The organism is Mesorhizobium sp. M8A.F.Ca.ET.208.01.1.1, from assembly GCF_004791315.1.
Lineage (GTDB): Bacteria > Pseudomonadota > Alphaproteobacteria > Rhizobiales > Rhizobiaceae > Mesorhizobium.
In genome coordinates this window covers 582,694-605,790 of the sequence record NZ_SRUT01000003.1, presented here as the reverse complement: position 1 = coordinate 605,790, position 23,097 = coordinate 582,694, and the positions used below count along the sequence as shown (strand labels likewise).

Below are 23,097 nucleotides of genomic sequence, written 5' to 3'. Positions count from 1 at the left end.
CGACGATGAACTTGCGCTTCGGCGTGGCGAAGAAGCGGTAGGCGACGTCGATTGTGATGCCTTGCTCGCGCTCGGCCTCGAGGCCATCAACCAGCAGCGCGAAGTCGATGTCGTCGCCCGTCGTGCCGTGCTTTCGCGAATCACGTTCGAGCGCGGCGAGCTGGTCCTCGAAAATCTGCTTGGTGTCGGACAAAAGCCGACCGATCAACGTCGACTTACCATCATCGACCGAACCGCAGGTCAGGAAGCGCAGCAGCGACTTCTTCTCCTGCGCCGCCAGATAGTCGCGGACGCCGTCCGTTGGAGCGAGGCTCTTTGCCATGATGTGGCGCATGGTCAGAAATACCCCTCGCGCTTCTTCTTCTCCATCGAACCGGCTTCATCGCGGTCGATCAGCCGACCCTGCCGTTCGGACGTGCGTGCCGTCAGCATCTCGCCAACGATGGCTTCGAGTGTGTCGGCGTCGGATTCGATGGCGCCGGTCAGCGGATAACAGCCAAGCGTACGGAACCGCACCAGGCGGTCCTCCACGACCTCGCCGGGGAGCAGCTTCATGCGATCATCGTCCTTGAGGATCAACATGCCATTGCGTTCGACGACCGGCCGCCGCTTGGCGAAATAGAGCGGCACGATCGGAATGTTTTCCTGCAGAATGTACTGCCAGATGTCGAGCTCGGTCCAATTCGACAAGGGGAAGACGCGGATCGATTCACCCTGCGCGATACGCGTGTTGAAAATCTTCCACATTTCGGGCCGCTGGTTCTTCGGATCCCATACATGCTGGGCATTGCGGAAGGAGAAGATGCGCTCCTTGGCGCGCGACTTTTCCTCGTCGCGACGGGCGCCGCCAAAGGCGGCATCGAAGCCGTATTTGTCGAGCGCCTGGCGCAACGCCACGGTCTTCATCACATGGGTGTGGGTGTTCGAACCGTGATCGAACGGATTGATGTTGTCGCGCACGCCGTCTTCGTTGACATGAACCAGAAGGTCAAAACCCAGCTTCTGGGCCATCTGATCGCGAAATGCGATCATCTCGCGAAATTTCCAGGTGGTGTCGACGTGAAGAAAGGGGAATGGCGGCTTGGCCGGATAGAACGCCTTCATCGCCAGATGCATCAGCACCGACGAATCCTTGCCGACGGAATAAAGCATGACCGGCTTGGTGAAGGCAGCCGCGACCTCGCGGAATATGTGGATGGACTCGGCTTCAAGCCGCTGCAGATGCGTAAGCGCTGATATCATGGACCGTGAGCGTTCTCTCGTGCCTTGCAACAGAAGATCCTACGTCAAAACATCGAGCCTTTTACGCCCGGTTCAAGCTTCGCTTCTGGACAAAGTGTTTCGTGCGGGCGTTCTAGCAGATCGTAACGGCCCAGAACAATGCAGGAGGAGCCCGGCAGCGGTTCGTTCGGGAATGAATTTTCCATGCTTGTGGCAAAACCCGGAAATTTCTGCTTGTACGGCCTCCGGTCGGGAAAAGGCAGGAAAAATATTGCCTGTGAGAGAGTTGTGCGGGGACGCTGCAGGAGTCAACGGTCCCCAACTGCCGGATTTCGGCGGCGATCGATCCGGGCGCACTATCGAAACAGCGACCCAGCCGCTATACGCTTTTCGAGAGCGGGCAAGTGCGTGATGGAGCATGGGCAATTTCGAAGCGAGCACATTCGGTTTCACCAAACATGATGTGCCGCATAAAATTTCTCAAGAATAGCAGGTCCGAAAATTGAACCGGCTTTCATTCATAAGGCAGCAGTTCACGCCTTCGCGGATCAATATCTACTTCTCCATTCTCTGTTTCTTTTCTCCCCCGGTCCTGGGGTCGGTGGTCAGCTTCGTGTTCAATGGCGGTGGCCTGTGGTCCGTCCTGTTGATCGCCTTGAAGAGAAGACGCTTCAATGTCGACCGGGCGATGATGGCGCTGACGATCGCGATCTGTGCCTATTGCGCAAGCAACGTCCTGGCGTCCCTCGTCAACCACGCGATCGTCACGGACGCGCGGCATCTTGTTCCGCTGATCACCTTTCTGTTTTTTCCCATCTCCTATTCGACCTGGAGCATTACGCAAAAGACAACGCTCGTCCGCATCATTGTGGTGGCCAGCATGGCTGCCTGTTTTGGAGCGCTGCTGCTGGCGGTCTATCAGCAATATCGGCTTGGCATACGCGCCGAGGGCGGGGCCGGGAATGCGATCGTGTTCGCTGAGGTCCTCTGCCTTGCAGTGGTGACCTGCGTGGCCGCTGCCCTGTCTGGCATAGAGAGATACAGGATCGCCCTTATCTGCGCTGCACTCGGCGGAACGATCGCCATCATCTACTCCGGTACCCGCATCGTCTGGCTGGCACTGCTGATTACCGGTATCGCCGTTCTGCTGATCAACCAGCAGAAGCTGAGAGGGAGAAATGCCGTTCGCGTGCTTTTGCTGCTGGCCGCGATCGCAGCCACGATCGCGGTTTTCGGGTCCCAGACGATAGCGGGGCGTGTCGCATTTCTGCACTCGGACTGGGATGCGCTGACCCATGGTGACCACACGACAGCTTTGGGATCGCGCGTCGCCCTTTGGGATATCGGGCTGAAGGCATTTCGGGAGATGCCATTTTTCGGACATGGCGTGGGTGCCACCCGGCTCTTGATCAAGCAGGGTTTTCAGGATCAGTTCGGGATGGATGAAGGTTTCAATCATTTCCACAACGGCTTCCTGACCGCCTTGGTGCAAGCGGGAATCCTGGGTGCGGTGACGCTGGCGGCGATCTTCGTGGTTGCCGCCAGAAATGCCGCCCGGGTCCTTCGCGACAGCGCCGATCCGGTTGAGCGGTTCGGCGCCACCATGATCGTCGCCCTCGTGATCACCTATCTGACCGCCGGAATGACGGGCATCCTGATCGGCCATGACATTCTGGACTCGGTTTTTATGATCTTCCTGGTGTCGGGAACATATCTTGCCTGTGGCCGCCAAGCTGCGTTGGTGGAAGACCAAGCCCTTCCACCGCTGGTGGAAAGGCAAGCCCTTCCACCAGCGGTGGAAAGCCTGGCCCCCCCGCCAGTCGTCCAGTAACCGGTGCGGGCAAGACAATGAAAGTCCTGGTTACGGGCGCGACGGGCTTCATCGGCCGCCAGGTGGTCCATCGGCTTCGTCAGGCCGGTGTCGAGCTTCGCCTCGCCTCCCGCCAGCCGGAGAGACTTGATGCGGGCTCCGACGCCATGCCGATGCCGGCGTTCGATGCACCTGCCCCGGCTTTCCTGGCGCTGACCAGGGATGTTACGGATATCGTCCATTGCGCGGGTCTGAACAATGACCAGGGCAACGCCACCGAAGGCGACTTTCTGGCAGCCAATGCGCAATTGAGCGCGCGCCTGGCGCATGCCGCCGCCGCGCAGGCAAGCGGACGGTTCATCCATCTTTCCTCGATCCGGGCCGTGATCGGTGCGCGTGCCAGCGCAACGATCGACGAAGACACAGTCCCCGAACCGCAGGACGCCTACGGGCGCTCGAAACGCGAAGCAGAAATTGCCGTATTGGGCGCCTATGCCTCGCACGGCCGTGCCGACGCCGCCATATTGCGGCTGCCTCCGGTCTACGGGATCGGCATGAAAGGGAACCTAGCGACGCTGATGCGGCTCGCCGATACGGCTCTGCCGATGCCGACGGGCGCGCTGACGGCAAACCGCTCGCTGCTGTCATCGCAATCGGCGGCGGGGGCGGTGTGGCATCTGCTTTGCCATTCGCAGCCGCTTCGTCCGATCTATACCGCCAGCGACGTGCCGCCGGTTTCCGTCGCTGCCATCATCGGTGCCTTTCGCCGCGGTTTCGGCAGACCGAAGCGCCTGGTGACAATGCCGGCCGGACCGATGCGGGCGGCCGCCATACTGCTCGGCAAGCGGACGTTCTGGGACAGCCTGACCGCGACCCAGATATGCGACCCTTCGCTCCTTGCCTCGGAAGGCTGGGCGCCTGAAACCGAGACATTGGAGCGGCTGGCCGAGATGGCGCGGCTCCGAAGGCCCCGGCTTCCTGTGTGACCCTGATCCAAGGACCGGCCTCTGCTTCCGGAGCAGGCCTGCTCAGCCGCGATAGAGTGTCCCAAACAGGATGCGAAGGTCGAGCCAGAACGACGCGGTCCTGAGATAGATGGCATCGGTTTCGGCCAGAAGTCGCGGGTTCGACATGTCGATGCCCCTGATCTGCGCCAAACCCGTCATCCCGGGCAGAGCCTGCAAAACCCCCAGCCGGCTACGGAATTCGATCAGTTCCGTCTGGGTCGGCAGGCAGGGACGTGGCCCGACCAGGCTCATTTCGCCGCAAAGGACGTTCCAGAGCTGCGGCAACTCGTCGAGCTTGAATTTCCGCAAGCTCTTTCCAACCGATGTCACGGCGCTCGCGGGGGTTTCATGCGAGGGCAAGGATGGCGTTCCCTCGTACATCGTCCTTAATTTGTGGCAGCGAAAAAGCGCGCCTTCGCGGCCAATCCGCGTTTGGGAAAAAATCACCGGACCGGGCGATGATGCGCGGACGGCAAGAATGGCGAGCAACAGGATGGGAGAGGTTGCCACCAGCAGCGCAGCCGCACCGGCGAGATCGAAGATTTTCTTGGCTGTCGTCATGAGTGGCCGATAGAACTCCCTGCCAGGGCTTCACGCGGCACCACGAGCGAAGCCCATCAATCCGGTCGACGTAGCATGAGGTCGCCTTGCTGACCAAGCGCGCCAAGCGGTCTCCCGATATTCAGATACGGCCCAGCACAAAGGCGAGATAGAGCCCAAGGCTCCCGGCAAAAGTCTGTCGATAGACGCCGCTTTTGCGCAGCGCGCCCAGGCGTTGGAAAAGGCTACCTTGCCGACCGTTCGCGAATAGGTCGAGGCACGCCAGTGCGTCCTTCGTAAGGAGATCGCGATTGACGGCGAGGCCGGCAAGATTGAGATCGGTCCAGTCCGCGAACTGGCCCTTGAACAGGCGGCCGAGCCGCGAGATCCGTGCCCGCCACGATACATTGGCGCCGACCAGATTCGCCGCATGCTGGCGGTAGCGTACCAGTGGCCGCGGATCGTAGCGGACGACACCGCCGGCACCAGTGACAATCAGATAGGCCCACCAATCGTGGCTGACGAAGCCGGTCCGGGCGGAGGCCCTGGCCAACAGATCGCGCGCGGCGCGGTTGAGCAGGATGGTGTTGCCGCCGGCAATGCTCTGGACGAGCGCGTTGCGGAAGGACGGCGGACGGCTGAACAGCGGCGAATGGCCGACCAGACTCCCGGTTTCGGTCATGGTCGCGGTTCGCGAGCAGGACATCAGCGGTTGCGCCGCGTCAAATGGCTGCATCCAGCCAAGGGCGCTTTCCAGCCTGTCGGGCTCCCAGACATCGTCCTGGTCGCTGAAGGCGTAGCAATCCGCATCGATGCGCGGGTCGAGGATCATCGACCGGAAATTGGCGGCAAAGCCCTGCCGCGGCCCTTCCACCAGATTTATCCGGCCTTTTGTCCAACGGGGCTTCCAGGCTTCGATGATGGCAACCGTGCCATCGACGGAGCCGTCGTCGGATATCCACAGGTCGATCAGAGGATGGGACTGCGCGAGCAGCGATTGCAGTTGCTCGTCGATGAAGGCGGCGCCATCCTTCGTGGCCATCAGGACGGCAATGCGCAAATCTGTCTTACTCACTGATGTCAAACGCCTTACCGCGCGAGGAAAACCGCAACGCACTTTTCCTGGAATTGCTCGTCTCTTGTTTTCACGCAATTCCGGACAGAAAACCGCTGCGCACTTTTCCTGGAATTGCTTTAGCTCGCCTGCCCGGCCGTCTTCGGGACCGCGTCGTGCTGCGCGTTCGCCCTTGTCTTCGTCGTGCGGTCGAGATCGGCCAGGATGGTGAGCGAGGCCGCCTTGTCCTGGCTCTTCATGGATTGCTGCAGCGCTGCAAGCGCTGCCTGGACATCCGACCACTGCGCGACATCGGTGCTCAGGCCAAAAATCTTGGCGATGCTGAGCTCGACCAGTTCCTCGTCTTCGCCGTGAAGGGTCTCGTGGAGCTTTTCACCCGGCCGGATGCCCGTGAAGCGGATCGGGATGTCCGTATAGGGGCTTTTTCCCGCCATGCGGATCATCGTTTCGGCCACTTCGAGGATCGGCACGGGCTTGCCCATGTCGAGCATGTAGACGGCGTAGTCCTGGCCGGCCGGCCGCGACGCGGCATCGGCCGCCGACATGATGACGAGATCGACGGCCTCGGCGACCGTCATGAAATAGCGTGTCATGCGTCGGTCGGTTATGGTGACCGGCCCGCCGGCCTCGATCTGGGCCTGGAATATGGTCGCCACCGAGCCATTGCTGCCGAAGACGTTGCCGAAGCGCACCGCGATGAACTTGGTGGCGGGGCGGCGCCCGCCCGGTTCGCCGGCCGGTGTCCCATGCAAGGCGCTGACGATCTGTTCGGCGGCCCGCTTGGTCATGCCAAGCACGGACGTCGGATCGACGGCCTTGTCGCTCGAGACCATGACGAATTGCGCCACGCCGCACCTGGCGGCGACTTCGGCGCAGACAAGCGTGCCGAAGACATTGGTCTGGATGGCCGATTCCCAGTTCTCCTCCAGCAGCGGAACGTGCTTCAACGCGGCGGCATGGAAGAGGATGTCCGGTTTGAACTCGGTGACGACACGCGTCATCTGGCGCCGGTCCGCGACATCGACGATGCGGACCTTGAGGCGGTCATGGTGCTTCTCGTCGATATACTGGCTCAACTGGAAGATGCCGAATTCGGAATTGTCGGCGACCAGCACGGCGTCGGCCCCAAGCTCCAGCGACCGCTTGACCAGCGTTCGGCCGATGGAGCCGGCGCCTCCCGTGACCAGGACGCGCTTGCCGCCGACGAAGGCACCGATGCGCTCGATGTCGGACGGCACCGTCGGGCGGCGCAGGATCGTCTCCATCTCGACGGCATCGAGAACGAGCTTTCCCTCCTGGCCCAGCTGCGAAAGCCCCGCGAACTGCACGACCCCGATGTCGCCGTGACGCGCGACGCGGACAAGCTCCGAATATTCCTCGATCTCATGCTCGGCGCCGCTGCCGAAGATCAGGAGATCGAGGCTCTTGGTGCCGGTCGCATAATCCTCCAGCACATCGATCAGGCGCGGCCGGGTCGCCACCACGGGAACCCCTTGAATGCGCGTGCCGAGCGGTGCGCCGTGCTCGGTGGCCATGATGCCGACGATGGAATGGCCGGCGGGCTGCGCCGTGCGCGTGAAACGAATGATCAGGTCGGCCTCGCTCAGCCGCCCGACGAACAGGGCCTGTTTGGCGCGCGCTGTTTCGGCCTTGCCGTTCAGAACGCCCCAGCTCGCGCCGTCGCGTAGGAAGCGGTAGAACAGCCGGGGCGCCGAGATGATGGTGAAGGAGACGAGCAAAAAGACGATGAACTGGCGCTCGTTGAGGCCCGCGACAGGCTGGAAGAAGCGCACGACCAGCGAGACTGCGTAGAGCACGAATGTCAGGATCGCGCAGCTCTTCAGGATGTTGAAGAAATCAGGCGTCGAGGCGAAGCGCCAGACCGTGGTGTAGAGGCCGCAATATCTGAACAGAAGATGGCTGATGAGAACGATGCCGGCCCAGGTGACAAGGCCCTCCGTGGAGAGCGCCCCGAACGAAAGATCCGACCGCGACAGGACAAGGCTGAGCGCCACGGCGACCAGGACCATGACCACGTCCTGGACCATGATGAAGGCGCGCCGCACCTGTGGCCTGAGCCCGAACACAGCTTCCAGGGAAGTATTCATTAGGCAGTACTAAACTCCAGGCTGTCGGCATGACTACCCGCAAAGTGTCAGCACGAGAACCATTCGTGACCGTCACACTTCCAAGTAGCATTTCCGGCCCCCGCCTGCTGTATCGCATACTGCGGGCCGCGGGGCATAGCCAGATGTTTTTTTGGGGGAGAGTCGTCACCAAGCCCTTTGGCATCTGGTGCCGATGTCCACTAGACGATCTGCGTAGGTTCACGTAGCTGCTGTTAATTTCCTAGTGGAATCACCAGCTACCCTGCAGTTCCATCCTTAAGAAGCGCTGCAATCTTCCTAGGATCATATTTTGTTCCAACGAATGGAAGCTCACGGATTTCGGTTTGCGCCATCGTGATACCAACGTTTTCTTCTGCCATCGATACGGCCTGTCCCACGGCCCTGGCAACGGAGTCCGGCGTAACAAAGTCAAGGCCCAGTAGATTACCGCTTCGGTCGGAAATCCTCTTTGTGTCATAGTTGTTCGATACAGTAATTAAGCCGGCGTGAGCCATCTCTAACGGCGGATAGCTAGGATGTGGCGAAATCATCAGAGATACTCCAACGCTTGCACGGCTTAGGTATTCTGCATACGCTTCAAGCGTAACTTTCCCAGGAACAGCACCATTCTGCACCGGCCACATCTTGCTTTCGTCAAAGTCCTCCCCCAAGAACACGACTCGCCATTTGCTCGCCTCGATCGGATTTCTTTGCTGCCACAGAGAAAGCCCATCTACAATTATTTCGAAGCAATTTCTGGCCGCTGCCGGCCTACCGTAACAGAGAATGATCCTCTCCTTCGGGACCATCCTTATCCTATTCCTAATCGTATCGTTTACGCGAAACGGAACCACGATTTGATCGGCGCGACCAAATCTATGATTTATAAATGAGGAAAGCTCTTCCGAATTGACAAGAGGGATGACACTTTCGTCCAGGTCATAAGTCGATTCGGCAATCGCCCAACGTGAGGACCACTGCACAAAATTCGACTCGTAATCCTGCATGAAGTATAGTGCCCTAGCTCGTCGCCCAAAAGCCTTCTTCTGGAACCGTGCAATGGACGAGATTCTTAGATATTCGGACCACCAAGCAGTCGACATGTAGAAGTCATCTTTACGGATGTCCAGCCGGCGCCTTCGATCGAATGCCTCAAAAATAACAGCGGGGCCATCGCTCGAATTTAACGCGTATTCTCGGAGTCCATGTAGGTGGCCCTCTTCCACGGGCGAATCGAGGACGATAATTCTCTTATCGAAGTCGACCAACTCAAGACAAATCTCATCGAATATTTTTATGGCTGTCGATATTCCTCCAAAAATGTGCCGGGGATCTATCGTGGGCAGCAGCAAGTTGATTCTCGGCTTGAGCTTATTGGACTTCGATATCCTTAGTGGGCGGAGTTCGCCATATTGTCGGCCCATTAAGAGATCTGATCGTCCTGGCTCTTCAAAAAGGGGCAGGTATACCTTTTCTACGATGCTGGGATCTTCAGCCTTTTCGACCTTGAGAAGCGCTCCCGACCGAGCTGAACCAACTCCAACACCGGTCTGCACTTTGAACCAATGAAACCCAGCGCATTCTGCAAAATGCAAATAGCTGCGTTCTATCGCATGCGCCAATGTACCGTCTACCTGCCCAGCCTCGCTTGGGAAGTCTTCGAATGTCAGGCCCAGATCGAGGAGCGGCGCCAAAGCCGCAGACCGGCCCCAGAACATAGAGCCTGAAGGAAATTCCAGGACGCTATCTTTGCTGAGCTCCCAATGGGCCCGCCCCAGAAGAGCCTTTGCCGTTTCAAAATCAAACCCCCAATTGAGCATTTCACGTATCGGATAAAAATGCTGAGGGTATACCACGCCAAGTTTTTCGTCGGATGTGAAAAGTAGTAGAATAGATCTAACTATCTCCTTAGATCCAATAAGATTTTGAATCAAATATTCACGCCACCCATCTAATGACGACAGATGCGGAGATTTCTTCGTGTGCAAATGAAGGAAGAATTCATGCTTTTTGTATACATCGCTGAACCCAACAATCTTCGGCGCAATATCCCGGCCTCTGTTTTCAAAAACGCGGACCTCCGCGCCTCCAATTCCACACTCTGTACAGATGCCCTGTATCGATTTTCGTTTTTCATCATCTGTTGTTGACACATAAAGACGAAACCCTGATTCGATATTTTTAAGCTGCAGCAGAATTTCTTTAAAAACATCTGTATAATATACATGAATAATTACCGCGATGTCGTTCTGCACCACTGCGTTAGGGGCGACCGGCAACGGTATCTGAAGGGCAATATCGCTCTCTGGCAAAGGGCGCCGGGCGCTCACGGCGCCGTCATTGCTGAAAAAGGAAAACGAGGAGGTACGAGAACGCCTTTCCGCGACAAAGCGACGCGTCTTCACCACGGCGGACCGCACCCCTTCAGTCCTAACGACAAAGACACCGTGCCTTACCAATGAGAGCGCTCTGCGCATTTTTGTACCTTCTCATGGACGTTAACCTGGATGTCGTGTGGATAGTCCTTCACGACGGCATGGGCCAACTAAGCACTCGGCTAGCGTGCAATTGATGGCGCGACGCCGCTCCAGCCGGCCTCACCGATCCCCGATGACAGCCAACGCAGCCGACAAAATCGCTTTGCCATACAGTTTCGCTGCCGAATGCAGCATTCCATCCGCAAGATCAAGGGCCGACATGGGATTTACGGGTTGATCACCACCGAAACCGCAGCATGTTGCCGTAATCGCCGCGCGTGCGGCGCAGTGCACATTGGTCGCGGGGTCTAGCTGGCGGTTTGGCTTCCTAATCCTGGTCAAATGATCTATTCGCTGCTCGCTGAACATCGAAATGAGGACTCCCTTGGTTCGAGCGACCAAAATCAAGTCAACGACCCAAAATGCACTGCGTGACATTGCCGAAGCGCTGGAAAAGCATCATCTTGCCACGACATTCGCATGGCAGGATATAGCCCAGCGCTACCGTAGATCACGTGTTGGGGCCTTTTGGCTGACGATCAACATGGGTGTGCTGATTGGCGCTTTGGGCGTTGTGTTTGGAACCCTGTTTAGAACGCCTATGCAGGAGTACCTCCCGTTCATCTGCAGCGGAATGATCGCATGGGGGTTCATCTCCTCCTGCCTGAATGAGGGTTGCACGAGTTTCATTAGCGCCGAGGGAATCATTCTCCAGGTGCGAATGCCATTGTTCACACACGTGTTAAGAACGATGTTGAGGAATGCGATCATTTTCGCTCACAATCTGCTCATTTTCCCTGTTCTGATTGTCCTTGTAGGAGCGCCAGTTTCTGCAGCCATTCCGCTGGCCGTTCCGGGGTTTCTTTTGGTCGTACTCAATCTGCTGTGGATGATGTTAATTCTTGGCCTTGTGTGCGCAAGATATCGCGACCTTACTCAGGTATTGCAAAATCTTTTACAGGTTCTGTTCTACGTTACGCCAATTATGTGGCAGCCGAAAACCCTTCCGGAAGGTGCCTCTCGTTATCTATTCGATCTCAACCCATTTTACCATTTGATGACGATCGTGCGCGAACCGTTGCTAGGCCAGGAGCCAGCGGCATTGAGCTGGGGGGTTGCCCTTGTCATGTCGGCGCTTGGTTGGATTTTTGCCATCTGGTTTTTTGATCGGTATCGTCGACGCGTTCCCTATTGGCTTTGAAAAAATGTCTCACGTCTGTCTCAACAACGTCTCCGTTGCATTTCCCGTCTACAATGCGGCGAGTCGATCTTTCAAAAACCGCGTCCTGAGCGTTGCAACGGGGGGAGCCATCGAGCGCCATCACGACGGAAACATCGTCGTGAAGGGTTTGGAGAACATCAATCTCGAGATCAAAGAAGGGGAGCGAGTCGGTCTCATTGGACACAATGGCTCGGGTAAAACCACGCTGCTGCGTGTCCTTTCCGGAATTTATTCGCCGACCTCTGGGAACGCCGCCGTTGACGGCGAGTGCGTGTCGCTCATCAATATCAGTCTTGGCATAGACCCCGAGGCGACCGGTCGGGAAAACATTCGCTTGCGCGCCGCGATGATGGGACTCACCCCATCTGAATTGCGAGAAAGGTTGGATGAAATAACTGAGTTTTCCGGGCTTGGGGATTTTCTCGATATGCCTTTCCGTACATACTCATCTGGCATGCAACTGAGATTGGCGTTCGCAACCTCAACCTCGATTCGGCCGGAGATTCTCATCATGGATGAGTGGCTTTCGACCGGCGATGAAGACTTTAAGGAGCGCGCTAATCGCCGATTGCGAGAGATTGTAAGTTCGACAAAGATTCTGGTTCTGGCGAGTCATTCCAGAGAATTGCTGCTCCAGAACTGCAGTCGGATTGTTTGGCTGGAGCATGGCAGAATTCGGCTGGATGGAGCAGCTCAAGATGTTGCGACACAATACTTCGGAAACTGAGCAGATATCGAACGCGAGAATCTTACCTAGACACTACATTACCCCAGCACGATCAGTAGTTCTATGTACAAGCTATCCGTAGGAAACTAAATGGAAATAGATCAGTGACGTCTTTTGTAAACGGAAAGGTTTGCGCGGTTGTTGGCGCAGGCGGATTTCTCGGCACTAATCTTTGCCTAAGACTCAACGAACTGGGTGCTAAGGTACGAGCCATTGGCCGCAGGGCAGCTTTTCCTAAGGCACTGGAACAGGTGGAGTGGCGTCAGGGCGATATTTCTGATCAGTCCGTCCTTGCTAACACCTTATTTGACGTTGACGTCGTTTTTCACTTGGCAAATTCAAATACTCCGCATGCGTCCAATTTTAATAAGACAATAGACGTAAAGACAAGTCTTTTACCTACACTGAATCTGCTTGAGCAATGTAAAGAATTCAATATTGGAAGAATTATATTCGCTTCGTCTGGCGGCACCGTGTATGGTCTTCCATTAACGCTTCCAATGGCTGAAGATCACCCGGAGAACCCGATAACGTCCTACGGGATCAACAAACTTGCGTCCGAAAAATACTTTTCTCTATATGAGCGCCTCCATCAAGTGGACTATCGGATAGCGCGGTTGGCAAATCCTTTTGGCCCATTCCAAACCGCCGAAAAGAACCAAGGTGTCATCGCCGCATTCGCAAAGAAAATGCTGCTGGACGAGACAATTGAAATTTGGGGGGACGGAAATGTTGTTCGTGATTTCCTCTATGTCTCGGATGCTATCGAAGCGATGATTCTGCTCGCTGGGCACACGGGCGGCGATCGCATCTTCAATATAGGATCCGGCTTGGGGCACAGCTTGAAAGACGTACTTCAAGCGCTAGAAACGAATATAGGAAAGAAGCCACAGGTGCAATATCGTCCAGGCCGGGTTGATGATGCGCCCGCTGTGGTTCTCGATATCTCTAGAGCACAGACGATTCTACGATGGCGTCCTGAAGTGGACTTTCAGGAAGGCGTTGGGCACACCGTCGAATGGCTAACTAAAGACCTTGAAATCTGATGCGTGGCTTGAAGAACTCGATGAATAAGTTGTTCAATTTTTCTAATCGCGACATTGAAGTCGCTCCATTCGTCGGGGACGATATTACTCCAGATGTTACTATTGCCACGCTCGGTGCGAATTTTGGCTGCCATTCCGCAGCTCGACGCGTCTGCGAAATTTTTGGCGACACAGCTAAGTCAACCGTGATTTGGCAAGCTGATGTGTACCATCACGCGCGGCGGCTAGCTGAAGCGCATAATATTTCGAATATTATCGACATTGGATGCGGAAATGGAGATAAGCTAGCTCATTATTTTCCAAGGGAGTCGTTTAATACGATTGGCGTTGATTTTCTCAGTTCACTGTTAGTCGCGAAAGGGAGGCACCTGGATCGCAGTTGGGTCGAGTGCGATATCACCCAATACACAGACATACGCCAAGTTTTCGAATCGCTTTCGGAACATCTACCCGCGGTCATCATCTTGAGTGACGTAATCGAGCATCTTGTGGATGTGAGACCTTTGGTTAGTGGAATGCGAACCTTGATGCGGCGCAATGAGCGAAGCCGCTTGGTTGTGTCGACGCCAGACCGATCAAGATTGGAAAAAACCGAAATCGAAGACCTGCCGAACAACCGCGCTCACGTAAGAGAATGGAATCTGGAGGAGCTTATCGCGTTTTTCATTTCTGCCGGTTTTTGTGTTGATCGCTGTGGCTGGACAAGAATGAACCAGTTTGACGAGTCGTTCTCTACGTCATATCTAGAGCTTTCATTTTCGACCACGCATTATCTTGACTGGCTCCTTGATGCTGGGTTGATCTATCACAAGCGCGAACCGCACCACATACTTATAACGTCGGAATTTCAGGGAGTTGGTGCTTCGGGCGGAATAGGCACGGTTGTCGAACAACAGCGACAGGCGTATGGGCCCGAAACTACCTTAGTAGTCTACGTGGGCCCACATACCCGGTTGCACAGCCTACATCGCAGAAAGCAGCTGACTACTCCGAGGCACCTATTTGCCGACGACTCCACTTTAAGACTGCCTACAGAAGATTTGGCTCTTGAGGCCATCCTACAACTGTTATTCTTCTTTCCTGACTTAGAGACTGTTCAGTATCAGGAATATCAGGGAATCGGCCTTCGGGTTGCCCAAGCGGGGCGGGCCGCGCTCTTCCCACCACAATTGAGAACGGTCGTCCATTGCCACGGAGCGGTGCACTATCTTGAGAATGGAATGCAGACGTGGATCGGAGCTTCGGCCGATCTCAGTGCGGTTCGTGAGAAGATAGCGATAGAACATTCCGACACGATCGTTTTCCCCAGCAAATTCCTGAAAAGGCTATACGAAGAGGCTGGGATAGCGTCCTTGCATCAGGACATCCGAGTGATTGGATATCCCTATAGCTTTTCGGCTGTCGACCATAGCGTGATCGGCTCAGTTGATAAGCTTGTATTCGTCGGCAAACGGATAAGCATGAAAGGCTTTCACCTTTTCTTGCAGACGATTGTTTCGTCGTCTGCTGAGCTTCTCGAAGCGGGAGTGAGATCTATCGTGATCATCGGCCCGAAGGCTGGAGAAGAAGGGCTGGCGTCACCCTTACTGGATCAGGTTCGAGCGCACTTTTTCGTGGATGAACATACCGATTTTCATCGTGACGATTTGCTTTTGTTCGCGAATGAACACGCTCGAAGTGCGCTGTTCGTCCTACCTTACCTAGCCGACAATCAACCACTTACGGTATTTGACATAATTGATGCTGGAGCGCTGCCGATATTGATGGATGCAGGCGGAGTTCCAGAGATGCTTCCGCATCAATGGGCAGCGCATGTCCTTTCCAAACCTACCTCAGAGGCGCTCAGCCACCGAATTCTTCATGTTGTTAATACCACGTCCAAGAAAAGAACGACACTTGCGCAGAGATTAAAGGCCGGCGTTATCCAGCATCAAGCGGATGTTAGACGTTCTCTGTCGGACGTATGCCGGCCGAAGAGTAAGGGAACACAAGGGAGCCAAGGACTGTTAACGACTACCGTGGTGATTCCATATTTCAATACCGACATTCGGTACATTAAAGATTTAACCTGGTCGCTTGAGAACCAGAGCCTGCCGCCAGATAAGGTGATTTTTGTCGATGACTGTTCCGACAAAAGCAATTACGAGGCACTGTTGGCATTTCTCAAAAAAGAGGTCAAACTTGATTGGTCAATTATTAGGCACAAGACAAATAAAGGATTGGCCGGAGCTAGGAATTCTGCCCTTGCGGCAGCCAATACGGCTTTGTTAATTAATGTCGATTCAGACGATATTCCTTTGAATAACTTTATCAGGGACTTGGCCGACTGTTTTAATAACAATCCTAACGCTGCAGCTGCTGTTCCTTTCTTGCAGGCCTTTGAAGATGGAACGAAGTTTGAGCTCCAACGATCAGAGAGTTACGTCTACCGGCCGCTCGGAGACGGCCTTATTGCAGCCCTAACGGACAATATTCTTGGCCATGCCAACTCTGGATTCCGCGTCGACCGGATCAGAGCGATGGGTGGCTGGGATGACACGGATAAGTCAAAATATGAAGACTGGGCGCTTTATATGCGGCTGATCTCGAGGGGGGAGCAGATCGCGATTGTTCCGCGCGTTGGCTGCCTATACAGGATTCGCAGCTCATCGATGGTCAGAACCTATGCAACGTGGCCTGGGCTTCGCCGTATTGCCCGTAATATTCAGGGCATCCCGCGATTCGACGCCTTTCGTATTGAAGCCCAAGCGTACGGCTACCTTAACGAAAGAAATCAACGAGAAGCTCTCAGTTCGGAGCTCAACTCTCTTAACGCACAAGTTGCCGCCCTGAACCAGGAGCGCGACTTCCTGCTTGGCACACTGGCGGCTCATCGTACGAGGAGAGCCGTCCGGATCACAGACGCTGTCGCACTGAGAATCGGCCGGTTTCCGATGCTTTCCAAGGCCATTCTGGGTGGTTTTAGGATCGCGTGTAGCATTGGAGCAAAGTGTCTGCGCGCGACAGGCAGGCGCAGGCGTTGAGTCGTTATAGGGCCAGTGTCTGACGGATATTAATCGAGAAGATTGTCTATGTATAAGTTGTTTGACCAGTCACAGTTCTTTCGCGGCTCGAAGTGGGACTTCGATATAGCTCGCGCGAACAAAACCGCTTTGGAGAAATACCAGTCATTTTATTCTGCTATGGAACTCTCAGGCTTGCCGCCATATGATCTGGATCGCATAACCACTGCGATTTTTTACTTGCGCACGATGCTCATCCGGCATGGAATGATCGGCCAAGATAAAACCGCCGTTGAGATTGGCTGCGGCACTGGCAATAAATCTCTATCTATCAACGATCTATTCGGGCGATATATTGGTATCGATCTTCTAAAAGATCAGATACACGAGGCAAATCGGCGGGCAAGAAGTCTACGACAAGAGAATTTGTTTTTTGTGGCCGAGAATGCAGTTCGGGTCCTAAACAATCCAAGTGCGTTTGGAATTCCCGATGAAATCGACTTGTTGGTTCTATATGCGGTCATTGAGCACTTGACCCCTACCGAACGCGCGGACGTCCTTGCTTTGGCCGACGATGTCATTGGACGCGGCGGCCACGTATTGATCATGGAATCGCCCAATAGATTACTGCCATTTGACTCCCATACGACCGAAGCACATTTTTTTAATTGGTTACCTGATAGATTGGCGTTTGAATTCGCGAAGACAGAAGCAAAACGAAGCGAGATCGTTGCCGAGTTTGACAGTTGGTCCGGGGAACGATCAACGGAGCAACTTTACCGGATCGGACGCGGCGTCAGCTTCCATGACCTAGAGCAGGTATTTTCGTCGGACCTGGTTGATTATAGCTTTCCGATGCATTCGTTTTGCTGCGAAACACTTAATATGGAACCGATTCAGCACCAAGAGATAAATCTGCTAGGCTATCTGTCACGCAACGTTCCAGGGAAGCCTAATGCTAGCTTTGCAAGAGCATGGATTGACACGATCATAGGTGGACATGGGTCGGAAACATCAGACGTTCGATATCTATCGCCTTTTTGGCCTCTATGGCTGGTCCATGAGGAGCCCCCGATCTTTTGGCAATCTCCTTCAAAAACACTTTCAAGCCAGTCTGCCCAGTGGGAAGCCGAACCGAATATTGAAGGCGCTTCCGAAATCGCCTTCTGCTTCACAGGCGAAACAGCGGAGATTGCCATAGAGATCAAGGATTGTACGTCAGACCGGTTTGAGCTTGTAAATTTGACCAAGGCAAGACCGACGCGTTGGCACAATTCGTTTTCCGTCGCCTACAAAGTGGACAAGCCACTCACACACATCCGGGTTCGCTGCCTGAGTGGATCGGTTCAGTTTAACGGCGCCTTCGTCTCAGTGAAAAGCCAGAGACCCACTCGTCGACGTCCTCCCGCATTTAGACATTCTGAAAGCCGGTGATGAGTAACGCGTTAAGCGCACCCCAACGCTTACCTACTCCGGCCGTCGAACGGACATAGCCAGATATTGGAACTCTTCAGTTGAGCGCAGGTTTGAAATTATTAGAGGCAACGACGCAAACAGCGTCCTAGGATACCAGCTCTGAATATGGTAGCCTAATTGGCTTGGAACGAAAGACAAAATGCGGGACAGATTCTTCATCCTTTTCGAAGCTAGGAGCGGATCATCGCACTTGGTTTCTCTGCTCAATTCGTCACCGAACGTGATCTGTTATTCGGAGATATTTGCAGGCCAGTCACTCGACGTATGTGATCAGCTGCTTCATGCGCTAGAAGCCGAAGCCCCGCTCCACAATCTAAATCCTTGGGTTTTGGATGACTATGGATCTGTGGATCCAGAAAAGGAAGCGATGTGCGTTGGTTTCAAGGCCAAACCTTACGATCTGCCCAGCAGCCGGACGCTGGACAAGCTTGAAGAGATGGGATTTAAGCTAATTCTTTTGACCAGAAGAAATATCATCAAGCAAGCAGTGTCCCGATCGACAGGGCTTAAGCTTTGGAACAAGATCGGCCTCTATAACGCTCCCGTAGGCGGAGATACGATCTCTTCGATTACCATTGACCCTTTGGAAATAATTGAAATTGCAGAGATATGCGACGAGGTCAGGACTAACCTATTATCCACCCTAGATCGCTGGAAGAATCAGACCCTACAAATAGAGTACGAAGACCTTCTATATAGGGAAGATTTTGTCTTAAAAAACTTAGCGCGCTTCTTATCGATTCCAGAGTTCCAATCATTCAGCAAGACGACGAAGAATACTCTGGATGACCTTTCAATGGCCCTGGATAACTACGATGAACTTGTGAAGGTTCTGAAAAACCACAAGTTTGAGATGTATTTAAAGTAGCTTTAAATACCAAAAACCGACCTTGATGCGCTATCTGGCTCGCAAATGTTGCGCACCACCTCTTCCGTCGACTCCCGCCAGTCCGGCGCCGTCCATGCGAACACATCAGCGAATTTCGCGCTCGATAGCCGGGAATTGGCGGGGCGGCGCGCCTTGGTCGGGTAGTCCATCGTCGTGATATCCCGTACCCGCGCCCAGGGACCACCAGACTTCAAGCTTGTGTCGAGGATATGACGGGCAAAGCCGCTCCAGTTGGTCTCGCCCGTGCCGGCCAAATGATAGGTGCCGAACGCGGCTACGTCGTTGTCGCGGTGCAGCGTGGTGGCCGCATGCAGGATCGCGTCGGCGATATCCAGTGCGGATGTGGGATTTCCCCATTGATCTGATACCACCGAAATCTCGTCGCGGTCGGCGGCGAGCCTCAGCATGGTTTTCACGAAATTCTTTCCGAACGGGCTGTAGACCCAGGCGGTGCGCAGGATCAGGTGGCGCGGATTGGCGGCGGCCACCGCCTGCTCGCCGGCGAGCTTGGAGGCACCGTAGACACCGAGCGGCGCCGTCGGGTCGGCTTCGACATAGGCGTGGGGAGCGCTGCCGTCGAAGACATAATCGGTCGAAAGATGGATGATTGGAACGCCGAGCCGCGCCGCGGCCTCGGCCACCTTGCCGGCGCCGGTCGCGTTCACCGCAAAGGCCAGATCGGGCTCGTCCTCGGCCTGGTCGACGGCCGTGTAAGCGGCGGCCGACACGACGATGTCAGGCTTGGCGGCGGTGATGGCATCGATGACGGTATCGGGTCTTGCCAGGTCGAGCTCCGGGCGGCCGATGGCGACGACCTCGACGCCCGCGCGCGCCTGGCCGGCCTCGAGCAGGCTCGCCGCGACCTGGCCGTTGCGTCCGGTGACGAGGAGCCTCACGCGCCCACCTTGCGCGCTTCGCCCAGTCTTTCGCCGGCATAGCGCTGCTCGCGGATCGGTCCCCACCACCATTTGTTGTCGAGGAACCAATCCACGGTCCTGGCAAGGCCGCTGTCGAAATTCTCCCTGGGCGTCCAGCCGAGTTCGCGGCTTATCTTGGTGGCATCGATGGCGTAGCGGCGGTCGTGGCCGGGACGGTCGGTGACGAAGGAGATCAGCTCGCGATAGCGCCTGCCGCCGGCGCGCGGACGCCTGGTGTCGAGCAGGTCGCAGATCGTCTCGACGACGGCGAGGTTGGTGCGTTCCGAATTGCCGCCGACATTGTAGCTCTCGCCCGGATGCCCCTTCGTGGCGACGAGTTCCAGGGCGCGCGCGTGATCCTCGACGAACAGCCAGTCGCGCACATTGGCGCCAGCGCCGTAGACCGGCAGCGGCTTTTCATCGAGCGCGTTGAGGATGACGAGCGGGATCAGCTTCTCGGGGAAATGATAGGGGCCGTAATTGTTCGAACAGTTGGAAAGCACGACCGGCAGGCCGTAGGTCTCGTGCCAGGCGCGCACCAGATGGTCAGAAGCCGCTTTCGAGGCGGAATAGGGCGAGGACGGCGCATAGGGCGTCTCCTCGACGAACATGCCGCCGTCGAAAGGCAGATCGCCGAACACCTCGTCGGTGGAGACGTGATGGAAGCGGAAGCGGCTTTTCCTGTCGTCGGACAGGCCGCGCCAGTATTCGAGCGCGGCGTTGAGGATCTTGTAGGTGCCGACGATGTTGGTCTCGATGAAGGCGCCCGGCCCATCGATCGAGCGGTCGACATGGCTCTCGGCGGCAAGGTTCATGACGATGTCGATATCGTCGCGGCGCAGTATGTCGAGCACCGCCCTTTCGTCACAGATATCGGCCTGGGCGAAGCTGTAATTGTGGGCATTCTCGATCGGCCGCAGCGAGGCCAGGTTGCCCGCATAGGTGAGCTTGTCGAGATTGGTCACCCGGTAGGCCGGATTGGCGCACAGATGCCGGCATACCGCCGAACCGATGAAGCCGGCACCGCCCGTCACCAGAAAATTCATCCCGCCGTCCTTATGCACCACATGCTCCATCAGGCGAACACCTCGGCCGTAGCCAGCGTCGGCGCCTTGAGGTCCTTGTCCGAAAGCTGGAACCCGTCGGCCAGCGACGGCCATTCTATGCCGATGGCGGGATCGTCGAAACGGATCGACCGATCATGCTCGGGCGAATAGGTGTCGGTCACCTTGTACAGCACCTCGGTGTCGGGCACGAGCGTGACGAAGCCATGCGCGAAGCCCTTCGGCACCAGGATCTGGTTGCCTTTTTCGGCCGACACTTCGAGGGCGACCCATTTTCCGAAGGTTTTCGAGGCGCGGCGGATATCGACAGCGATGTCGAGAATGCTGCCGCGGATGACCCGCAGCAGCTTGTCCTGGGCACGCGGCGCAAGCTGGTAGTGAAGCCCGCGCAGGACGCCCGGGGCAGCGGAATAGGAATGGTTGTCCTGCACGAAAGTCAGGTCGATGCCGGCCTGCGAAAAGCGCTCGGCATTGTAGGTTTCCATGAAGAAACCGCGTGCGTCGCCATGGCGCTTCGGGACGATTTCCAGCACCCCGTCGATGCCCAGGGATCTCACCTCCAGCATCTTAACCCTCCGAAAGATCGACGACGCGCCGGCGCAGATAGGCGGCGTACTCGTTCTTTCCCAGCCGGCTTGCGCGATCCAGCACCATGTCCGCCGTCAGCCATCCCTGTTCGAAGGCGATTTCCTCTGGACAGGCGACCTTGATGCCCTGGCGATGCTCGATCGTACGCACGAAGGACGAGGCTTCGTGCAGGCTGTCATGCGTACCGGTGTCGAGCCAGGCATAGCCGCGTCCCAGCCGGTGAACATGGAGCTGGCCGCGCTCGAGATAGACATTGTTGATGGCCGTGATCTCGATCTCGCCGCGCGCCGAAGGACGGATGGTCGGGGCGATGTCGACGACGTTATTGTCGTAGAAATAGAGACCGGTGACGGCCCAGTTGGACTTCGGCTTTTGCGGCTTTTCCTCGATCGTCAGCGCGGTTCCGGTCGCCTTGTCGAAAGACACCACGCCATAGCGTTCGGGATCCTCGACATGGTAGGCGAACACCGAGGCGCCCCTCTGGCGCGATGCCGCGACGCGGCAAAGCTGCGATAGCCCGTCGCCAAAATAGATGTTGTCGCCCAGGATCATCGACACGCTGTCCTTGCCGATGAAATCGCGGCCGATGATGAAGGCTTCCGCGAGTCCATTGGGCTGCGGCTGCTCGGCGTAAGACAGGGCCAGCCCGAACTCCGACCCGTCGCCGAGCAAACCACGAAAAGCCGGCAGATCACGGGGCGTCGAAATGATCAGAATCTCTCGTATTCCCGCGAGCATCAGCACGCTCAGCGGATAATAGATCATCGGCTTGTCGTAAATGGGAAGAATTTGCTTAGAGACTGCTAATGTTAGTGGATAAAGACGCGTTCCACTGCCTCCAGCAAGGATAATTCCTTTCAAGAAGCTCTCCTCGACATGCCAAAGCCCCCCGGCCCTGTGTGCCTGTGCTTAGGTTTCATGCATTGGCTTGTCAATGCGGCATACGACAAACGCGTCGGCCATGTTGGATAGCGGCCATCAAGGCCGAGGCCTGACCACTGATCGCACTTTCCGTCTTGTCGAGGACGGGGCAGCGGCCATTGCGCAGGGTGGACGTTCCACCATTCAGGCCGCGGCCATGATCACATGTGCCTGGATTTTGGCGGCAACTTCGCCGCTGCCATGTCTGTCGGCAATGGCTGATGCCGCGTAGTCGGTCGCGGCGTCCAGTTTTCCAGCGTCCCTGGCCACGATTTCGGTGCGAAGGACGGTGCCCTGACAATAAGCGACGGCCGGAAGCCGTGGCGAGGATGCGCGGCTTTGCTCGGCTCTGGTCTCGATCGCGACATCGGAGAAACCCGCGTCTTCAAGGTCGCGACGGATCAGCGCCTTGTCGTGATAGCCGTGCGGCGTGCGTGCCAGGAAGCGCGGCGGATCGTCGGGAAAAATCCGCGCGAGGGCATTGGTCACGTCATCGGCGAACACATTCTCCTCGATGCGATCCCATACGTTGAACAGGAACCGGCCTCCCGGCTTCAGGACCCGCCTGGCTTCGCGGTAGGCGGAGGCGCGGTTTGGAAAGAACATCGCACCGAACTGACAACAGACCAGATCGAAGGCCGCATCCTCGAACGGCAGCGCCATCGCATCCGCCTGGCGCCATGTGATGCGGCTGTCGGGTGTCTGTCGCGAGGCGGCGTAGTCGAGCATCGGCTGGTTCAGGTCGGTCACGACATAGCTTGCGCCAGGGGCCAGTCTTGGCGCCAATGCGCGGGTGACGACCCCGGTGCCAGCGGCGATTTCCAGGACAGCCCCCGGCGACAGGGCCGCGGCTCGGCGCGCGATATCCGCGGCGAACGGCTCGAAAATCAAAGGCACCATGTAACGGTCGTAGTTTTCAGGAATCGAGCCGGCGAACAGTTTGTCCGTTTCCAACATGGCAATCCCCACCGTCTGATGACTTGGGGAGACTAGCACATATTTTTGTT

19 protein-coding genes are annotated in these 23,097 nt (G+C 56.3%); 8 read left to right on the top strand and 11 right to left on the bottom strand.

What is annotated here, in order from left to right:
• The coding region (locus EN851_RS19585) for a GTP-binding protein (protein WP_245520776.1) at positions 1–334 on the bottom strand (334 nt) is incomplete at its 3' end.
• Positions 335–336: 2 nt separating this feature from the next.
• Positions 337–1,242, bottom strand: a complete 906-nt coding sequence (gene cysD / locus EN851_RS19580; protein ID WP_127279443.1) for a sulfate adenylyltransferase subunit CysD — start codon at positions 1,240–1,242, stop codon at positions 337–339.
• A gap of 481 nt (positions 1,243–1,723) precedes the next feature.
• On the opposite strand from cysD, the gene EN851_RS19575 reads away from it, so the two are divergent.
• A complete protein-coding gene (locus EN851_RS19575; protein WP_127279444.1) occupies positions 1,724–3,052 on the top strand; it encodes an O-antigen ligase in 1,329 nt (442 codons plus the stop codon).
• Positions 3,053–3,069: 17 nt separating this feature from the next.
• Complete coding sequence (locus EN851_RS19570) at positions 3,070–4,017, top strand: NAD-dependent epimerase/dehydratase family protein (RefSeq protein WP_127279445.1); 948 nt, start codon at positions 3,070–3,072, stop codon at positions 4,015–4,017.
• 42 nt (positions 4,018–4,059) lie between these two features.
• On the opposite strand, the gene EN851_RS19565 is transcribed toward EN851_RS19570, so the two are convergent.
• From EN851_RS19565 to EN851_RS19545, 4 genes are all read right to left on the bottom strand, one after another.
• Entirely contained in the window at positions 4,060–4,599 is a 540-nt protein-coding gene (locus EN851_RS19565; protein ID WP_135929870.1) for a sugar transferase, read from the bottom strand.
• 121 nt (positions 4,600–4,720) lie between these two features.
• Positions 4,721–5,653: a glycosyltransferase family 2 protein gene (locus EN851_RS19560; RefSeq protein ID WP_135929869.1), complete on the bottom strand. Its 933-nt coding sequence runs from the start codon at positions 5,651–5,653 to the stop codon at positions 4,721–4,723.
• A 119-nt stretch (positions 5,654–5,772) separates the two neighbouring features.
• Positions 5,773–7,761: a nucleoside-diphosphate sugar epimerase/dehydratase gene (locus EN851_RS19550; RefSeq protein WP_245520775.1), complete on the bottom strand. Its 1,989-nt coding sequence runs from the start codon at positions 7,759–7,761 to the stop codon at positions 5,773–5,775.
• A gap of 257 nt (positions 7,762–8,018) precedes the next feature.
• Positions 8,019–10,169, bottom strand: a complete 2,151-nt coding sequence (locus EN851_RS19545) for a rhamnan synthesis F family protein (protein WP_189521892.1) — start codon at positions 10,167–10,169, stop codon at positions 8,019–8,021.
• A 454-nt stretch (positions 10,170–10,623) separates the two neighbouring features.
• Here EN851_RS19545 and EN851_RS19540 point away from each other — a divergent pair, with 454 nt between their 5' ends.
• From EN851_RS19540 to EN851_RS19515, 6 genes are all read left to right on the top strand, one after another.
• Positions 10,624–11,439 (top strand): ABC transporter permease, encoded by an 816-nt coding sequence (locus tag EN851_RS19540; protein ID WP_245511816.1) that lies wholly within the window; start codon positions 10,624–10,626, stop codon positions 11,437–11,439.
• A 4-nt stretch (positions 11,440–11,443) separates the two neighbouring features.
• Complete coding sequence (locus tag EN851_RS19535) at positions 11,444–12,187, top strand: ABC transporter ATP-binding protein (protein WP_135929891.1); 744 nt, start codon at positions 11,444–11,446, stop codon at positions 12,185–12,187.
• 104 nt (positions 12,188–12,291) lie between these two features.
• On the top strand, positions 12,292–13,233 hold the full coding sequence (locus EN851_RS19530; protein WP_189521891.1) for an NAD-dependent epimerase/dehydratase family protein: 942 nt from the start codon (positions 12,292–12,294) through the stop codon (positions 13,231–13,233).
• A gap of 20 nt (positions 13,234–13,253) precedes the next feature.
• Positions 13,254–16,256, top strand: coding sequence for a glycosyltransferase (locus EN851_RS19525; protein WP_189521890.1), 3,003 nt, complete (start codon positions 13,254–13,256; stop codon positions 16,254–16,256).
• Between the two features lie 48 nt (positions 16,257–16,304).
• Positions 16,305–17,669, top strand: a complete 1,365-nt coding sequence (locus tag EN851_RS19520; RefSeq protein WP_135929864.1) for a class I SAM-dependent methyltransferase — start codon at positions 16,305–16,307, stop codon at positions 17,667–17,669.
• 181 nt (positions 17,670–17,850) lie between these two features.
• Positions 17,851–18,579 carry a hypothetical protein gene (locus tag EN851_RS19515; RefSeq protein WP_135929863.1) on the top strand — a complete coding sequence of 243 codons (729 nt, stop codon included), beginning with the start codon at positions 17,851–17,853 and terminating at the stop codon, positions 18,577–18,579.
• A 2-nt stretch (positions 18,580–18,581) separates the two neighbouring features.
• On the opposite strand, the gene rfbD is transcribed toward EN851_RS19515, so the two are convergent.
• The 5 genes from rfbD to EN851_RS19490 form a co-directional block, all read right to left on the bottom strand.
• Positions 18,582–19,496, bottom strand: a complete 915-nt coding sequence (gene rfbD, locus EN851_RS19510) for a dTDP-4-dehydrorhamnose reductase (protein WP_135929862.1) — start codon at positions 19,494–19,496, stop codon at positions 18,582–18,584.
• Positions 19,493–20,563, bottom strand: coding sequence for a dTDP-glucose 4,6-dehydratase (gene rfbB / locus EN851_RS19505; protein ID WP_135929890.1), 1,071 nt, complete (start codon positions 20,561–20,563; stop codon positions 19,493–19,495). Before rfbB ends, rfbD begins: the two co-directional genes overlap by 4 nt.
• A 29-nt stretch (positions 20,564–20,592) precedes the next feature.
• Complete coding sequence (rfbC, locus tag EN851_RS19500) at positions 20,593–21,147, bottom strand: dTDP-4-dehydrorhamnose 3,5-epimerase (protein WP_127281044.1); 555 nt, start codon at positions 21,145–21,147, stop codon at positions 20,593–20,595.
• Position 21,148: 1 nt separating this feature from the next.
• Complete coding sequence (rfbA, locus tag EN851_RS19495) at positions 21,149–22,030, bottom strand: glucose-1-phosphate thymidylyltransferase RfbA (protein WP_127281045.1); 882 nt, start codon at positions 22,028–22,030, stop codon at positions 21,149–21,151.
• Positions 22,031–22,234: 204 nt separating this feature from the next.
• Entirely contained in the window at positions 22,235–23,047 is an 813-nt protein-coding gene (locus EN851_RS19490; RefSeq protein WP_135921529.1) for a class I SAM-dependent methyltransferase, read from the bottom strand.
• Positions 23,048–23,097 lie beyond the last annotated feature (50 nt).

Bases quoted from the DNA above. Each gene is read 5' to 3' on its own strand.
- cysD (WP_127279443.1), bottom strand. From the start codon at position 1,242: ATGATATCAGCGCTTACGCATCTGCAGCGGCTTGAAGCCGAGTCCATC.
- EN851_RS19570 (WP_127279445.1), top strand. From the start codon at position 3,070: ATGAAAGTCCTGGTTACGGGCGCGACGGGCTTCATCGGCCGCCAGGTG.
- EN851_RS19565 (WP_135929870.1), bottom strand. From the start codon at position 4,599: ATGACGACAGCCAAGAAAATCTTCGATCTCGCCGGTGCGGCTGCGCTG.
- EN851_RS19550 (WP_245520775.1), bottom strand. From the start codon at position 7,761: ATGAATACTTCCCTGGAAGCTGTGTTCGGGCTCAGGCCACAGGTGCGG.
- EN851_RS19535 (WP_135929891.1), top strand. From the start codon at position 11,444: ATGTCTCACGTCTGTCTCAACAACGTCTCCGTTGCATTTCCCGTCTAC.
- EN851_RS19525 (WP_189521890.1), top strand. From the start codon at position 13,254: ATGAATAAGTTGTTCAATTTTTCTAATCGCGACATTGAAGTCGCTCCA.
- EN851_RS19520 (WP_135929864.1), top strand. From the start codon at position 16,305: ATGTATAAGTTGTTTGACCAGTCACAGTTCTTTCGCGGCTCGAAGTGG.
- EN851_RS19515 (WP_135929863.1), top strand. From the start codon at position 17,851: ATGCGGGACAGATTCTTCATCCTTTTCGAAGCTAGGAGCGGATCATCG.
- rfbB (WP_135929890.1), bottom strand. From the start codon at position 20,563: ATGAATTTTCTGGTGACGGGCGGTGCCGGCTTCATCGGTTCGGCGGTA.
- rfbC (WP_127281044.1), bottom strand. From the start codon at position 21,147: ATGCTGGAGGTGAGATCCCTGGGCATCGACGGGGTGCTGGAAATCGTC.
- EN851_RS19490 (WP_135921529.1), bottom strand. From the start codon at position 23,047: ATGTTGGAAACGGACAAACTGTTCGCCGGCTCGATTCCTGAAAACTAC.